Genomic DNA, 15,731 nt, shown 5'->3' on the forward strand with positions numbered 1-15,731 from the left:
TCATATCCTACTGACGAGCCTGCTGCCAGCGCAGCGCGCCCCAGAGCGTCAATAACACAAGGATAGCGATGCAGAGGAGCAAGCCCAGGCTCGCAATAGCCTCAAACGTTGAGGTGTGGCCAAGAAGATCTATATCGGTTCCGAAAAAGCCGCCCGCAATGCGCACTCCCGATGGCGTTAGAATGCTGCGGCTAAGCGTGGGTAGGATTTGCTGCTTGAGAAACAGATTGCCCCATAGCCAGTAGCCGGTGAACAGAAATTGATAGACCGGCAGCGGCATGATAATTGGGCAGGCCAGCGAAAACGCAGCAACAAACAAGAGGCCGGGTAGCGCAATAAGGCAGAATGTAAAGAGGAAGAGCGGAATAACCAGCAAATTGTGGGAGTAGAAGAGAATATAGCCCTGAAAAAAGGCATAGACGAGCAGCATAGGAAGCGTTGAAGCCGCTAAAGCCCCAGGTATTTGCCCAGGAGCCGAGCATGTAGCGGACAGCCAAGCGAAGAGAGCAATTCACTTGTTTTGAGCTGCCGGTCCCGCACCAGGCGATCAGCGAGCAGGCATCCAACGCAGAGCGGTAAAAGTAATTGTCCAGTAGAGACATTGCTGGCTACAACATAAAGCAAGGGATAGCTTGCCACAGCCTTGGCAGTATCTGCGGCGATTTGTGAGAGCCCTTCGCCAGTGATAAAGATGCTGTAGAGCATCATCAGCGCAAAGAAGATCCATAAGCCGGGACGGCGAATTTGCATGCGAAACTCATAACAAAAGACCCCCTGAAGGCTTGGAAATGGCTCATGCTATGGTAGCTCCTTTCAGTAAGCGCTCAGTATTGTGAAAAAGAAACCAGCTGGCAAGGAATAAGATGAGCGCTATTGCGAGCTGCTCAAGATGTGGTAGCAGCCAGAACTCATTGAAGTACCAGGCTGGGATAGAGATTGCGTCCCCCTGGTAGATCCACATAACTGTGGGGAAGGTGTAGAAAGCCCGCAGCCAGCTAAGGTCATGAAAAGGTCCCCAGTAGAGCAACTCGCTGATCCAGAGAGCTGCTAGTACGCTGCCGCTAACGATGTCGCTTCTGACTACGAGCGTAATACATGTGCTCAGAGCGACGAACCAGAGCAGAGGGACCAACCAGATCAGCTGAGCCAGAAGCCACTGAGCCAGCAGCGGCCAGGAGAGCAAGTAACGTGGTAAGAACCAGAAATGCAGCGTGGCCATAATGCTGATGACAAGACAACAGAAACAGGCATACGAGAAAATGATCAGTAGTAAGCGCTGCAGGCTTATTGCGCGGTAGTCATGCCTGAGCGTTAATAATAGCTCCAGTGCTGGCTCGCGAACAATCATACTACCTGCCATAATGCCGGCAGATAGGGGCAGAAAGACCTCAGCGAAACCCAGAAAACTACGGCCAACGTTTTCCCTCATCTGCAGTTGTAGTAAGGCAAAAAGCGAGCAGGCAATTATCAAGAGTAAAGGCGCCAGGAGCAGAGCCTTCCAGTGTAGCTTCCATTCGTAGTAGATGCGTGCAAAGAACATATTTCCTCCATAAAGACTTAGTTTATAGTATGCTGGCCACGGTACGGGCCTGCCTGGGTAGATAAAGAAATACAAAGCTTAAACAGATGCCGGCCAGAATCAGTAGGAGCAGTGGAGAGGCATTGAGAAGCAGCCAACCTCCGTTAGGCAGGCGCAACAAGGGCAAACAACTGATCAATAAGCAGGCCAGCCAGGATTTGAGCACAAGCGCAAGGGCCAGGGCCAATGCTGCGATAAAGCATAGGGGCCTAATAATGGCAGGAGCCAGAGCAGAAGGATATTTTCCAATCCACTCCCCCAGTAAAGAGCAAGCGCCAGGCGCATGCCCAGCGAGAGACAAAGTTGGGGACCGATGACCAGCAATAGCCGGCAGAGCAGAATGAAGCGCAGCGAGGTCGGCGTTGTTAGCATAATTTCCAGGCCTTGGTCTTTTTTTATATCGGTAGTAAAGATAGTGCTTATGGCCGTAAAGAGCAGAGAGAACCAGGTAAGGCTATTGAGCATGGCACTTACATCTATGTGCAGCAGATAGAGAGCCAATCCATAGCCCACAAGTAGGCCGAGCAGGCTTAGCAAGAGATGCTGTCGCAGGAGCACAATTTGGCGTGAGAAGATTTGCCAGCCCAGGCTCTTTAGCGATATCCAGGTGGAAAACCTGGCACTTGCGAGCCGCCATAGTGGCGGAGCGCTCTCCTGTCCTGAAGCAAGCTGAGCGCTGGTGGGCAAGGGAACCTGCCTTTGCGCTAGAACCTGCGCGGCCACTTGGCGCACCTCCCAGTCGGGATCTTGCATGGCGCTGAGCAGATATTCAAGCGGAGCCTGCATAGTGAGATGTCCCAGCGCATAGACGGCCGCAGCGCGTACCGCTGGATGTTCATCGCGCAGGGCCGTGCTCAGGATCTCAAGCGGCACTTGCTCATCAAGCCCTGCCAGAGCATGAAGCGCACCAACGCGCACCTCCCAGCGTCGATCCTGAAGCCCACTTGCTACCTCATTGGCTGATTGGGCCTGCGTAGCTTGCTGTAACTGCTCGACACGCCTCATGATCTGAGTAGCCAGCTCTGGCGGCGCCTGATAGGCGGCTGGGAGCTGCCCTACACCCTTTTGTCTCTGGTCTTGTGGGGATGCCATGAACTTTTCACCTCCTTTGGTTGCTGGCTGCGCAGCTTCGTGCGTAACAGGTTAAGGCCACGAAAAACCGCAGATTTCACAGTGCCCAGCGGTTGCTCCAATAAAGTGGCGATCTCCTGATAAGAGAGCTGTTCTAAATAGTAGCAAGTGAGCACCACACGGTAGCGCTCCGGCAATTGAGCTATCCCAGCCTCAATCAGCCGTAAGGCCTCCTGCTGCTCCTGCAAATGTTCCTTGTGTTCGAGAAAAGAGCCGGGCTGGAGCAGATCCTCGTCTTCAATCGCCACGGCCGGGCCATCCTCATCAAGATCCAGGGGCAGCAGATAGAGCTGCGGAACGCGCGCCCGCTGGCGAAAGACGTTAAGCGTAATTTTGTAGAGCCAGGACCCTAATCTTAGCGCGCGCAGGCGCTCGGGCGTATAGCGAAGCAGCGAGGCATAGGCACGCGTAAAAGCTTCTTGCACAATATCTTCAGCGTCCTGCGTATTCCCACAAAGGCGCAACGCAAAGGAATAGAGGCGATGCTGGTAGTATTGAACCAGGTGTGGGAAGCAAGCATAGGTATCGATAGCCAGACCGGCCGCTAGTTCTGCCTCATTGATATCCATAAGACCTCAGACAAACAATAGAATTAAAAATGCTTCTATAGCATATAATCCAGAGTTTCGTATGGAGTTGCAGCGCCTTGCGCATAAATTACCATTTTTGAGCCTAAAAATGCGAAACCATTCGGCTCAAATCGTAGTGAATATAGTATAGGTATCTCTCATTTAGCATGAAAGGAGTGGCCCGTGTTTTACAACGGCGAAGAGGTTGAGAAGAGTGCTACCCCGGCGAGCACTGTCCAGCAGCAACTAATGCGTATTGAGGTATGGCCGGGGAGAAGATGGGGCTGGTTTGGTCAGAAGGGATGGTGGATAGGGTTGCAGTTATTACATGAACAATTGTGTTCTTATCGCAAATTAGGATTTGTCTCAAATTTTAGTGAAGCCTGTAAGATTGCCGGAGTTGACCCGAAAAAAAACGTATGGACCTATCGTAATGAAACCACCTCTGCTCTGCGTGCTAAATATGCTCATGATAGAGTGCCAGGCGTACCCTTTATCATGTTCTAACCCTTGGCATCTCTGTCAGAATAATCAAGCTGGCCGGCTTGTCTCCGTTTCAAGGGATACCAGGAAAAGGCCGGCCAGGCAAACGTAGAAGCTGGCTATAACATTGGTGAGTCTGAAGATAAGCATCGATCACATAGAGTTATGCGTTCTAACATACTATAATGGGAAAAGAAGAGTATATCATATGCAGCGCTGTATAGAGTGGGATTAGAGGATGAGGTTGACCAATTAGGCGGAGAGCGATAGAAAAGGCAAGAGCCAGGGTTGGCAGCATGCCGTATGCAAATTCGCAACGGCTAACCGTCCATATGATACAATGCCTTAGTCGCAATGAGCGTTACATATAGGGAGAGGGAATTATGTCAGATACGCAGAGTCAGCATAAGTATACGAATCGGCTCATCAATGAGACAAGTCCATACCTGCTGCAGCACGCGCATAATCCTGTAGATTGGTATCCGTGGGGGGAAGAAGCATTACGCAAGGCGAAAGAAGAAGACAAGCCTATTTTGCTAAGTGTGGGCTATTCGGCCTGTCACTGGTGCCATGTAATGGAACGCGAATCGTTCGAGAATCCAGAGATTGCCGCGCTGATGAATCAGCATTTTGTGTCGATCAAAGTAGATCGAGAAGAGCGCCCCGATGTTGATAGCATATATATGCAAGCTGTCCAGGCCCTGACGCAACAGGGTGGCTGGCCGATGACTGTCTTTCTCACCCCTGACGGACGCCCCTTTTATGGGGGAACGTATTATCCACCGCACGATCGCCACTATGGAAGACAGGTCATGCCGGGTTTCCCACGCATCCTCTTAAGCATGGCAAGTGCTTATCAGACGCGACGCCAGGATGTAGAGGAGCAGGCAAGCCAGCTGGCAGAGTATTTGAATCGGCGCAGCAATGCACCTTTGCATAGCGAAGAGCACAAATTTGCCGCAAGCGACCCCCTGCAAATGTTTAAGCCCGCTTGCCAGGAGCTGGCAGCTGACTTTGACTCCATCTATGGTGGCTTTGGGGGAGCGCCTAAATTTCCAAATACGATGGTCCTGGAATTCTTATTGCGCATGCACCTCCATCGCCAAAAAGGCGAGCTTGATACACAAAGTGTGCTAAAGAAGCATTCCGAACTAGATATTGTAGAGCTCTCATTGCAGCGTATGGCTTATGGTGGTATTTATGATCAATTAGGCGGGGGCTTCCATCGTTATTCAGTGGATGCTGAGTGGCAGGTGCCGCATTTTGAAAAAATGTTATATGATAATGCACTGCTCAGCCGCCTGTATCTGCATGCTTATCTGGTCACCAATAAGCCTTTATATAGGCGTGTTGTAGAAGAGACATTAGACTATGTAATTCGCGAAATGACTTCGCCAGAAGGCGGATTCTATTCGACCCAGGATGCAGATAGTGAAGGCGAGGAAGGTAAATTCTTTACCTGGACTGTAGAAGAAATTAAAGCTCTACTGCCGGTAGAAGATGCTCCCAGCTTTATGCAGTATTATGGTGTGAGCGAGCATGGCAATTTCGAAGGAAAGAACATTCTCCATATACAACAGACTGCACAAAAGGTCGCCGATGATGCACAAATAAGCCTTGATGAGTTACAGGCAATGCTCAAAAGGGATCGGGAGATGCTCTTCAAGGCCCGGGAGCAGCGTATAAAGCCAGGACGAGACGAGAAGATTCTGACCTCCTGGAATGGGCTAATGCTGCGCAGCTTTGCCGAGGCTGCGCGTTATCTCTCGCGACCTGATTATCTGCAGGTGGCCATCAACAATGCCAACTTTTTATTACGCGAACTACGCCCTGCTGGGCGTCTATTACGTACATACAAAGATGGCCGAGCTCATCTTAATGGCTATCTGGAAGACTATGTATACCTGGCCGATGGGCTGCTAGCGCTCTATGAAGCAAGCCTTGATCCACAATGGTTTAGCCAGGCGCGTCAGCTCATGGATCAGGCGCTTGATCTGTTTGCAGACCGGCAAAACGGCGGTTTCTTTGACACTGGCAACGACCACGAGGCCTTGCTAAGCAGGCCAAAGGATATCATGGATAATGCTACGCCGGCTGGCAATAGTGTTGCCATAGGTGTGCTGTTACGTCTTGCAGCATTTACGGGTTATATAGAGTATCGTGAGTACGCTGAGAAGTACCTGCAAGCTCTCGCTGAACTGATGATACAGCATCCGCAGGCTTTCGGCCACGTATTGGGAGCATTAGATTTCGCACTTTCACAGAGCCAGGAAATTGCCATTGTGGGCGATGCAGAGAGCCCCGAGGCGCGCGCGTTGCTAGAGTGCGTCAATAGCAGGTACTTGCCCAATAGCGTTTTGGCCTGTGCGGCTCCTGAGAATAGAGAAGTAGTGAGCGCCATCCCACTTCTGCAGGATCGGCCCTTGAAAAACGGGAAGGCCACGGCTTATGTATGCCAGCAGTTTGCCTGTCAGGAGCCGGTGAATACAGCAGAAGACTTGAAGCACCTGCTGTAATTAATCGTTAACATAGCGTAACTCGCCTTTTACCTGGTGACGGCAAAGGCGTCCGCTCTGCGCCAACTGCTCCAGGGCGCGGGAGGCGGCCTGCAACTCCTTGTGACCTGGAGTATTTTTGTTTGACGGGGCGAAGCGTTTGGCCACTTGCTCCGGTGTGAAAACCGCCAGAGCATCAGTATTTTCGTTTAAGTAGTGCTTAATAGCATCTTCATACCAGGCGACGAGATTATCGGGTTGAGCAATGTTGGGGGGAGCGACAACCATCACGGGGCAAGGGGCGAGTTGAAGGACGCGATGCGAGATACTACCGGTAAATATACGCCGGAAGCGCTGCTTAAACGACTCTCCATGGCTTCCTACAACGATAAAGCTAACATGCAACTCCCGTGCGGCTCGCACAATCTCGTCAGCCGGAGCTCCAGAACGTACAATGCACTCGGTATAGGGTAGTTCGATACCCTGCTTTTGTAGAATGATGCGCGCCTTGCGCAAAACATCTTCGGCCTGGCCACGCTGCGTAGCAGGAGCTACAGCAGGCAGCACTTGCCCAACATACAAGCCTGGATGCGTCGCTACCACCTGAACGCTGGGTATAACGTTGAGAAGAATCAGGTGGCTGTGCGGTGCAGCTTGCTCAATGAACTCTCCGATCATGCATAAAGCCTGTTGAGTCGTAAGGGAGAGATCGGCATCAACGCCTAGCAAGATACGCTTGTTCATGGCTGTCACAATCTTTTTGTGTGACTCTTCACTTTTTCTTGGTTACATGCGACATTGTACGACGCCCGATTTGATAGTAACCTCTATGTATAGAGTATACCTTGTTTTGGTATACCGAGGCAAGAAATAGGACCTGTGTATCGTTTCTGGGTATACACACTTCGTAACAAGCATCGCTGACCAATTGTTGGGTTTATATTGACTTTTGCTTTTTGTTCATCTAAGCTAGAGGAATATGTGTAATATATTTTACACCAATTTGCGGATATTTTGCAATATGTTCCTCGCTTGCATAGTCTTTGTATTGCGTTAACAATCTATCTAGCGATGCGACTACTACCATTCATTCCTACAGTAGAGTCTTGATAAACTGTGGAAGTACCTTTTTGAAGAAACATAAAAATTTACGTCTCTTTCGTAAGGAAGAGAAAAGTAGGTATAGAACTGTACCATGCTTCAGCTCTGCTGGAGGGGAAGTAGGTTAAAGATGGGTATCAGAATGGACAAGCCGCCTGTGGAAATGAGCCTTAAGACACTTGTAGAGTATTGCAAGCGTGAAATGGCCCGCTATCGGCGTAAGGAGACATGCGACGATCAGTATTGCCTGGAAATCCTGCGCCGCGCGATTATGCATCGCGACGACGAGGCCTGGATGGCTCTGCAACAATTGTTTTGCGAGAGCCTCTATATCTGGCTAAGCCGCCACCCACATCGCGAAACGGCTTTGCGCTATGAGCCTGACGAGAAAAACTATGTCGATGATGCCTTCGCCCGTTTCTGGCGTGCGGTGAGCGAGCAGAAGTTGACCTTTACGACCCTGGCGGCCGCGCTTAGCTACTTACACCTATGCCTTAACTGTGCTATTATGGATACACTACGTGCGTATTCCCGGCCAAAGGAAGAGCCAATTCCTGATTATGGTCATCCCGATGAACCGTTGGTTGAGGATCATTATTATGAAAATGAGCTCTGGGAGGTCGTGAAGAGTATATTGCCGGCTGAAAGGGAGAAGCGTATAGCTTATCTCCATTTTCACTGCAATCTCAAGCCGCGAGAGATCATTCGCTACTGCCCCAGCGAGTTCAGCAGCGAGGATGAGATTTATCGCTTGAAGCGCAATATTATGGAGCGTATTCTGCGCAATGCTGATAAAATTCGTTGGCGATTGAGTAGTGACGGTTAATGAGGATCTGTATACCTTTGGGCTCTTCTCTGCGTAATATATTTTGATAATGAAGTGCAAAAAACGCTTGCACCGTCGTTTATACAGCGATGGGGATGGAGAAAGGCAGCTAAGTGAGAAATAAATAGTTTAGATAAACGGTATAGTAGAAATGAGACTACATAAGGAATCACTAACGATGGACTGTTTACACTCAATGGCCCCTGACGATGAGGCTCTTTTGAGGTACGTCCTTGACAACGAGCCTTTGCCGAAGTTCGCAAAGGTACATATTGAGCAATGTGCGATCTGTCAACAGCGGCTTGACGATTTTCGACGACCCCATGACTTTCTTCTTTCCCGACTCTATCGTTCCCAATGTCCCGATGTAACAGCACTCAATCATTACTGTGCCGGTTTGTTGCCGGCCGATGAAGTGGTAGCCATCGCTGAACATGTTGAACAATGCCCATTATGTGCTAACGAGGTTGCAGAGATCCACCAGGTTCTTGCCGATTTTGAACCTTTTCCACAAACAACTAGCGAGAATAAGTTGTATACTGGCCTGCGTTGTATATTTGCTCAGTTAGTGCCCTGGCAGCCACAATTTGTGACGCGTGGTGAGCCGGCTAATGTTAACGAGCCCTCCTGGCCACGCCAATACCGGGCAGAGAGTATGAATATCTCTTTGCATCTTTCAAGATCTGCTAGCGGCGAGACGCTGCTGCTTGGCTTGTTTTCCAGTACCGATCCCGCCGAGTCTACCGAGGATTTGGAGGGCCTTACAGTCAAATTAGCGCGTACAGTAGGGACGCAGGCCCGACAAGATGAGGTAAATGGTCATCATATGCCCCCCATGTTTACCCAGGTAGATGACCTGGGTAATATTGTCTTTAAAGCTGTATCTCCCGGCATGTATACTTTGTCTGTGTACTTGCCTGATGCGGAACTGGTGATTACCGGGCTGTCTATCGCGCGCTAATCAGCAGTAAACGTTGAATATCCTTGCCAGCATGGTGCCGCTAGTAAGGAGAGACAATGAGTCAGTCGAGTATATAATGAGCAGCTGTTCTTGCAGTTTCTGCACGGGTTGGGTCTGGAAGAGGGGATGGAGTATATTCGGGAGCACTGCGCTAAGCTGCATGATCATGCAGCGCCTGGCAATCTTATCAAGGACGAAGCGCAGCGCCAGGAGCACATTTCACCCCTGCTCGCACTCAAACTTGCCGAACTCCTCATCTTCTTTGGCACCTATGTGGACCACGCGCCCTCTTATGCCCTTGGCTTGCTGGCAAAAGGGAATGTACTAATGTGGAGCAACAGGAAATCCTGGGCGGAGCCTTACGGAGCTCAAGCAAGCTCGAGCCAGGGGTGAGCGTGCTGAAAGCTGTGCGGGCTGCGGCAGAGCAGAAGGAGCAGGTGCAAGCCGCGGGCGTACCTTTAGGTGTGGGCGCGAAATAAGCAAGTTATAGTTGTTCACGGCAAGCACAGGCCGTGAACAACTGCGCCTCTGGATGCCTGCGCTCTAGTTCCGGCTGCCTGTAATAAACTGCAGTAGCGCAACTAGAATTGCTGCACCAATGAAAGAAATCACAATGCTACCGATAAAGCGGAATGTTCCTAGATTCAGCATACTGGCCAGCACGCCGCCAATAACTGAGCCAATGAGACCAACGATGATATTACCTATACAACCAGAGCTGTGACCACGCACAAGCACATTGGCTAAAAAGCCTGCGATAAGTCCAACAATCAGCCAGGCGATAAGGCCACCCGGCTGTAGAATCATTCCGATATCAGGCACTCTGATAACCGTCATACAAACAAGCTCCTCTCTGTTCTCTTTATGTGCCACCTTGTTTATGCAGAGCAATAATATGCGTCACTGTGTATACGCATGAAGTAAGCAAGAGTTGTGGGGAGCTTGTGGAACGTGTGTAGCCAAAACACGAAGACATGCATCATCTCTCATTTTTGTGTGCCGCCTGCGACGACACGCCAGGGCGTGAAGAGGATGAAGCCTCAATCCGCAAGATCGCGGCACGGCCTCACTTACCTCTCTCCAGCAGAGGGGCATCCCCAATCAAGGAGTTTTGCCTCTTGCAACCCCTGCTCAAAAATTTTCGGGATGACGCATGTCTTCAGGATAACGAGGGCGGAAGGACTCGTGGAAGCTGGGTTATTTCTTGTTTATACTCCGCCAGAGTGCCCTTTAGAACTGTTCCACTGTTTTTTTAGGCTGTGCGCCCACGTGCAACTGCGCGCAAAATCGCGATAAGGATACATGCACCAATGATCGCAACGATCAGACTACCCCAGAAGCCAAAGGACTCATTGGGGAATATCAAGGCGATAATCAGGCCTCCGATAAATGCTCCGACGATGCCTACGATGATGTCACCAATAATGCCATAGCCGCCGCCGCGCATCAGCAGACTGGCAATGACTCCGGCAATTAACCCGAGAACAATCCAGGCAATGATGCCGCCGGGATTAAGCGATGCCGCAAACACAAGAGCTATGATAGATGCCATCTTTGTTTCTCCTTATATCTTTTGTGAAAAAGCTGCTAGTAGAAACGTAATCCAGGCGTTTTGCTTAAATTATAAATGACTAGATGTGATCAGCCCTTATGCATATAGAATAACTTAAAAAAACTGTATAAACAAGTCAACAATACGATTTTAAGATGATGCTAACCCATCCTAAGCTTTCTCTAAGTTCTGACTGGGCTCAAGTTGGGCAATCGGGACAGAGACGGATGGCAGAAGAGGACATGCGTGTGAGTGGATAACTGTTCTTTTGTCCATTGCTTTAACGCAGAGATATATGATACTCTTTGAATATTGTTGCGGTCTACTTTCAGGAGTTTTATCTGTATGTCCTCGGTATCAAATACCCCTGAGACGGTTGTTCAGGATAATAACAAAGCGCCACGGAAAACACAATTTCTCTTATCATTTTTGCATTTGCCAACTAATGTCTATTTGTTGCTCTTTTTTACCCTTGGCAAAGGTTTTCAACTTACAATTGCAACCCTTACGCTTAACTATTACGCCTATAGCCTGGGCTATCATCCCGACTTTATCGGCTTATTTAGCGCTATGCCGGCGATTGGTGCTCTGATCGGAGCTGTACCTTTTGGAATGCTTGCCGATCGTCTGGGACGGAAGCCAGTCTTAGTAATCTCTGCCATCCTTACACCCTTGTTCCTGGCCATGATTGGCCTGGTGACGGCTGCGCCCCTCTTGCTAGCTTTGGCTTTGTTGCAAGGCGTCGTCTCAACTGCCTACTGGGTAACGAATCTTCCCTTATTGGTTGAAAGCACAACAGAAAATCAGCGCGTAGGGGTGTTGGCCTTAAACAGCTTTCTTTTGCTGGGTGTGGGCGCACTTGGCAATTTATTGGGTGGAGCGATACCCGAGTTTGTGGCAGGTATCATGCATGTGACGGCGGCGAGCACCGAGCCGTTGCGTTGGGGCGTACTGACCGCCGCGTCCTTTACCTTTGTTTTCGGGCTGCCGCTCTGGTTCTTGCGCGATACGAAGCGCCGTAAGACCGAGGAAGAGAAGCCGGCGCTCCTCGCCGAAGGCCAGGCTACCGAAAAGGCAATCGAAGCTACCTCTGGAGCTGCGGCCTCAGCAGCAACGCAGCTTGCCTCTAAGGACTCGCGCTTCAAAATTGTCATCCTCTTTGTGCAATTGCTGCTGGCCGATCTTCTCTTTACGATGGGCGAAGGGGCAGTTGTGGCCTTGATTCAGCTCTATTTTGTCTTACGCTTCCATCTTTTGCCGGGACCCCTGGGAGTAATCTTTACAGTTTCAGGTGTGATTGGGGGTGTCTTTGCCCTCACTGCTCCGCTTTTCGTTAAACGCTGGAGTAAGCTACGTGTAGTGACGACAGTACAATATGTCACAGCACCACTGATGGTTTTGATAGGCTTTGCGCCCAATATGCAACTGGCAATTGCTGGCGAATATGCGCGCTCTTTCTTGCGCATGCTGATTGATCCCGTCTATGCAGCCTTTGCCATGGAGCAGGTGTCTGATCGGCACAGGGGAATGCTGAGCGGTCTCTATTCGGTGACGTGGAGTATAGGCTTTAGCATTGGCCCCAGCGCTGCCGGCTGGCTGCAGGATCATGTAAGCCTCTCGGCCTCGTTTGTCTTTGGTGCCGCCTGCCTCGTAATTTGTCCTAGCTTACTATTAGTCTTCTTTGGTAGGAGGAAAGCATAGCCATGCCGACGCGCTTCATACTCGTTCGCCATGGGGAGACGCTGGCTAACCGTGAGTTTCGCTATATTGGGTTACGTGATGATGCGCTTTCGGAGAAGGGTGAGGTGCAGGCCAGCCAGCTTGCCGAAGCCCTGGCTATATTGCCCGTGGCGGCTGTCTATAGCAGCCCTTTGCAAAGAGCATATCAGACCGCACTACCGATTGCCGCCCGCCATAAGCTCGCCGTACAGACTATAGAAGAGCTGAAAGAAGTAAGCTTCGGGCAATGGGAAGGCATGAGCCGCCAGGAGGTTATGGTCCATAGTCAGGACTATGCCCGGCTGCTGCAAGTCTGGGAAGCTGATCCGGCTGCGGCCCCTCCCGAGGGCGAAAGCCTGGAGGCGGCGCGCCTGCGTATCGAAGCGGTTTTAGCCCGTCTGGCCAATAAGCATACAGAGCAAACTGTAGTACTGGTATCGCATGTGGGGCCGATAAAACTATGTCTATGCCTGGCCCTTGGCCTTCCTCTTCTCTCTACCTCGCGCATCTTCCTTGATCCGGCGACAATAAGCGTTGTGGATTGGCAGATCTCTTCACCTGTGGTACGCTTAGTAAATAGTCATGCACATCTGGGATGGTCTCAGGCACGTTGGATGCACAAATGATCTTGTATAATATGATTAAATTTGGGCTCATCAATGAATATTTGGTCCCAGATGTGAGCTAATTCAAAGCTTTTAAGCGGTTTACATAGTATACTGCCCTTTAGAGAAACAACTTGGAATATCCTAATATTGAGGAGTGCTTGATGCGGTCGAGTGTGCTTGATACCCATCGTTCGCCGAAAGTTGAGGTTAAGAACCCTAGAAGTGCGACGGTTCAGCCGCCGCATCCCCCTAATCCGTATAGTAGTTATCGACCTGCGAAAGCCACGACTAGATGGTCCTGGCGCCGCATAAAACTGGCTCCGGCCGAGGGCTGGCTGCCTTTAATCTTGCTGGCCGTAGCGCTCTATAGTGTTGTTTTCTCGATCATCGCAGTCAATTGGGTAAACCATATTAATCTGCTGTTCTTGAGCCCGGCTATTGGTTTGCTCGTCGGAGTGCTGATTGCTAAATTACCCCGTTTTTCCCAGGCCATCTTGCATCTAGCAGCCTGCCTGGTTGGCTACTGGCTCTCGATCTGGATGACAAACTCGCTAGCCTTCCATATTCCCTGGCAAGAGGTATTAATAGATTTGCGGGAAACTTTGACCGGCGGATTGGCGGTTGGGGGAACTGCGGCCAGCGAGATTATCTTTTTCTTCTATCTGGCTTTTTTGACGTACTTTCTTGGCTATTTTGGCAGCTGGCTTGTTTATCGCGCACATCTTCCCTGGCTGGTGGTTCTTGTCTATTGTTCCATTATGCTGGTTAACCTAAATTATGTCTCGGAAAGCTATTATTATCTGACGATTATTCTGCTAGGAGCCTTGTTAATCCTTGTTGCGCATATGCATATATCCACCCAGATAGCGACGTGGGTAAGGGATGGCTTATATACTGATCAGGCCTGGCGACGAAATCTGCTGGCGCGTGGTTTGCGTTTTGCCTGTGCGGCGACGCTTATCATTATGCTTATAAGCTGGTTTATGCCGATTCAGGCGCAGTCAAATACGGGTAAGGTGCTCTGGAATTATATCGATAATGCCTGGACGAATATTGTAAACAATCGGGTCTCGTGGCAAAATCCAGGGGCAATCTTTCAGCCCTATCAGCCCTCGGCAAACTTCTTTAGCGATCAGCTGACGGTTACTGGAACTGTCAATCTACCCCCTGGTGAAGTCTTGCGCTATACCAGTACTGCCGGTCCGACCTATCTTGAGGGCTTTACCTATGATCAGTTTAATGGGCATACCTGGACTTCATCACAAGATGGCACTGATACACGCCAGTTCAATGCAAATGAGATCCAGCCAAGTGATAATATCTCTTCAGGAACCTCGCTGGTCACGACGAAGGTAACGATTATTGTGGCTCCCCAAGGGCCAAGGCACTATATCTTCTCACCTCCCCATCCGGTAAGTTTTGACGTACCTACGACAGTTTATACGAATGGAATTACCAGTGCCTGGACGCAGCAAGAAGCCCTGAGCAATGGGGAGAGCTATCGCGTTGTTTCCCAGCCGCCGGTGAGCGATCAGCAGACCCTCTCGAATATTCCTTTGCCTTCGCTAAGCCCGCAGCTCTGGCAGTCGGACGCAAATTATACACAAATCTCGCTCTATTATGTGCAGGTGCCTCATGATCTCTCTCCCGAAGTATTAAAGTTGACAAGCCAGTGGACCAAAGGGGCTGGAGATACTTATTCGGCTCTGAAGGCGCTAGAATCGCACCTGAGCGATCCTAACGTGTTTAAGTATTCTGTGGATAATCCGCCTGTGCCAAATAATATAGATGCGGTGGATTGGCTTTTGCGCAAGCATGTTGGTTACTGCACATATTATGCCACGGCGATGACCGTGATGGCGCGTCAGTTGGGCATTCCGACCCGTATCGTCAATGGCTTTAGCCAGGGGAGCCCTGATCCCCAGGGCAAAGAATGGGTAGTCAATGGAAGCGATGCGCATAGCTGGGTTCAGGCTTACTTTCCCAATTATGGTTGGGTGAATTTTGATCCAACGCCCGGCTATTCCTTGGATGTAGCTAAGATCCAGCATGCTAGCACGCCTCCCGTCGCGAAGACGCCTGCACCCAATCCTACTGTAGGTGCCACGGCTCCTGTTAAAAAGCCAACAGCTCCTGTAAGCCATCAGCAGGCCAGCGCTAAAGCTCAAGCTCCCGTAAGCGATCATCCCGTGCTAAGCGCGGAAATTCTTGTAGGAGGATCGATCCTTTTCCTGTTGATTTCGCTACTGGTATTCTTGCTGGCACTTGTATCCTACTGGTGGCGCAACCTCTATGCTGGCTATTCGGCTGCGGCGGCCCTGTTCTGGCGTTTCTGTCACCTGGCCAGCTGGACCGGGCATGCACCTCGTACCTGGCAAACTCCCTATGAGTATAGTGCGATGCTCAGCCAGCACTTCCCGCACAGAGCGGCACCTATCCATCACTTGACTGAGCTCTTTGTCAGAGAGCGGTGGGGACGTCCAATACACCTTCCGCAAAATCAGCGCGAAAAGATGGCGCAGCAGCTCTGGCCTCTGTTACGATCAATGTTTCTACAAGGTATTCTGCGTAAAATCAAGCGCTAATCGCTGCATAAGTAGGGAGATCCCGCACCTTATGCATCTATTGTTTTATATATATTGATTCGTGTTACTATACCTTATCTTTCCTCGTTTCTTATGGTAAGGGCGAGATGCCCTATTATCAT

Annotated in this window: 16 protein-coding genes; 8 read left to right on the top strand and 8 right to left on the bottom strand. The window is 50.3% G+C overall.

Going from position 1 to position 15,731, the window contains the following annotated elements; genetic code table 11:
* Positions 1–7 precede the first annotated feature (7 nt).
* From EPA93_RS37815 to EPA93_RS37835, 5 genes are all read right to left on the bottom strand, one after another.
* Entirely contained in the window at positions 8–430 is a 423-nt protein-coding gene (locus EPA93_RS37815; RefSeq protein ID WP_129892486.1) for a hypothetical protein, read from the bottom strand.
* Positions 431–447: 17 nt separating this feature from the next.
* Entirely contained in the window at positions 448–750 is a 303-nt protein-coding gene (locus tag EPA93_RS37820; RefSeq protein ID WP_129892487.1) for a hypothetical protein, read from the bottom strand.
* 43 nt (positions 751–793) lie between these two features.
* A complete protein-coding gene (locus tag EPA93_RS37825; protein WP_129892488.1) occupies positions 794–1,540 on the bottom strand; it encodes a hypothetical protein in 747 nt (248 codons plus the stop codon).
* Positions 1,541–1,714: 174 nt separating this feature from the next.
* Positions 1,715–2,671, bottom strand: coding sequence for a HEAT repeat domain-containing protein (locus EPA93_RS37830; RefSeq protein ID WP_129892489.1), 957 nt, complete (start codon positions 2,669–2,671; stop codon positions 1,715–1,717).
* The gene (locus EPA93_RS37835; RefSeq protein WP_129892490.1) at positions 2,635–3,279 is read right to left on the bottom strand and encodes an RNA polymerase sigma factor; all 645 of its coding nucleotides are present in this window, start codon (positions 3,277–3,279) and stop codon (positions 2,635–2,637) included. Before EPA93_RS37835 ends, EPA93_RS37830 begins: the two co-directional genes overlap by 37 nt.
* Before the next feature lie 183 nt (positions 3,280–3,462).
* Here EPA93_RS37835 and EPA93_RS37840 point away from each other — a divergent pair, with 183 nt between their 5' ends.
* The gene (locus EPA93_RS37840; protein ID WP_129892491.1) at positions 3,463–3,786 is read left to right on the top strand and encodes a hypothetical protein; all 324 of its coding nucleotides are present in this window, start codon (positions 3,463–3,465) and stop codon (positions 3,784–3,786) included.
* 359 nt (positions 3,787–4,145) lie between these two features.
* Complete coding sequence (locus tag EPA93_RS37845; protein ID WP_129892492.1) at positions 4,146–6,278, top strand: thioredoxin domain-containing protein; 2,133 nt, start codon at positions 4,146–4,148, stop codon at positions 6,276–6,278.
* Here the strand turns inward: EPA93_RS37845 and EPA93_RS37850 are convergent, their stop codons facing one another.
* The gene (locus EPA93_RS37850) at positions 6,279–7,001 is read right to left on the bottom strand and encodes a universal stress protein (RefSeq protein ID WP_129892493.1); all 723 of its coding nucleotides are present in this window, start codon (positions 6,999–7,001) and stop codon (positions 6,279–6,281) included.
* A gap of 487 nt (positions 7,002–7,488) precedes the next feature.
* On the opposite strand from EPA93_RS37850, the gene EPA93_RS37855 reads away from it, so the two are divergent.
* The 3 genes from EPA93_RS37855 to EPA93_RS37865 all read left to right on the top strand — a co-directional run bounded on the left by EPA93_RS37855 (position 7,489) and on the right by EPA93_RS37865 (position 9,538).
* Complete coding sequence (locus tag EPA93_RS37855) at positions 7,489–8,184, top strand: sigma-70 RNA polymerase sigma factor region 4 domain-containing protein (protein ID WP_129892494.1); 696 nt, start codon at positions 7,489–7,491, stop codon at positions 8,182–8,184.
* Between the two features lie 178 nt (positions 8,185–8,362).
* A complete protein-coding gene (locus EPA93_RS37860; RefSeq protein WP_129892495.1) occupies positions 8,363–9,145 on the top strand; it encodes a cupin domain-containing protein in 783 nt (260 codons plus the stop codon).
* Between the two features lie 90 nt (positions 9,146–9,235).
* Positions 9,236–9,538, top strand: coding sequence for a hypothetical protein (locus tag EPA93_RS37865; protein WP_129892496.1), 303 nt, complete (start codon positions 9,236–9,238; stop codon positions 9,536–9,538).
* A 150-nt stretch (positions 9,539–9,688) separates the two neighbouring features.
* Here the strand turns inward: EPA93_RS37865 and EPA93_RS37870 are convergent, their stop codons facing one another.
* Both EPA93_RS37870 and EPA93_RS37875 read right to left on the bottom strand, forming a co-directional pair.
* Positions 9,689–9,982 carry a GlsB/YeaQ/YmgE family stress response membrane protein gene (locus EPA93_RS37870; RefSeq protein WP_207229304.1) on the bottom strand — a complete coding sequence of 98 codons (294 nt, stop codon included), beginning with the start codon at positions 9,980–9,982 and terminating at the stop codon, positions 9,689–9,691.
* A gap of 415 nt (positions 9,983–10,397) precedes the next feature.
* A complete protein-coding gene (locus tag EPA93_RS37875) occupies positions 10,398–10,697 on the bottom strand; it encodes a GlsB/YeaQ/YmgE family stress response membrane protein (RefSeq protein ID WP_129892497.1) in 300 nt (99 codons plus the stop codon).
* 345 nt (positions 10,698–11,042) lie between these two features.
* Between EPA93_RS37875 and EPA93_RS37880 the strand changes: the two genes are divergently transcribed.
* The 3 genes from EPA93_RS37880 (at position 11,043) to EPA93_RS37890 (ending at position 15,609) form a co-directional block, all read left to right on the top strand.
* Complete coding sequence (locus EPA93_RS37880; RefSeq protein WP_129892498.1) at positions 11,043–12,398, top strand: MFS transporter; 1,356 nt, start codon at positions 11,043–11,045, stop codon at positions 12,396–12,398.
* A 2-nt stretch (positions 12,399–12,400) separates the two neighbouring features.
* Complete coding sequence (locus EPA93_RS37885; RefSeq protein ID WP_129892499.1) at positions 12,401–13,042, top strand: histidine phosphatase family protein; 642 nt, start codon at positions 12,401–12,403, stop codon at positions 13,040–13,042.
* 143 nt (positions 13,043–13,185) lie between these two features.
* Positions 13,186–15,609: a transglutaminase TgpA family protein gene (locus EPA93_RS37890; RefSeq protein ID WP_129892500.1), complete on the top strand. Its 2,424-nt coding sequence runs from the start codon at positions 13,186–13,188 to the stop codon at positions 15,607–15,609.
* Positions 15,610–15,731 lie beyond the last annotated feature (122 nt).

Origin of the sequence: Ktedonosporobacter rubrisoli, from assembly GCF_004208415.1 — a bacterium.
In the GTDB taxonomy this organism is placed as follows: domain Bacteria; phylum Chloroflexota; class Ktedonobacteria; order Ktedonobacterales; family Ktedonobacteraceae; genus Ktedonosporobacter; species Ktedonosporobacter rubrisoli.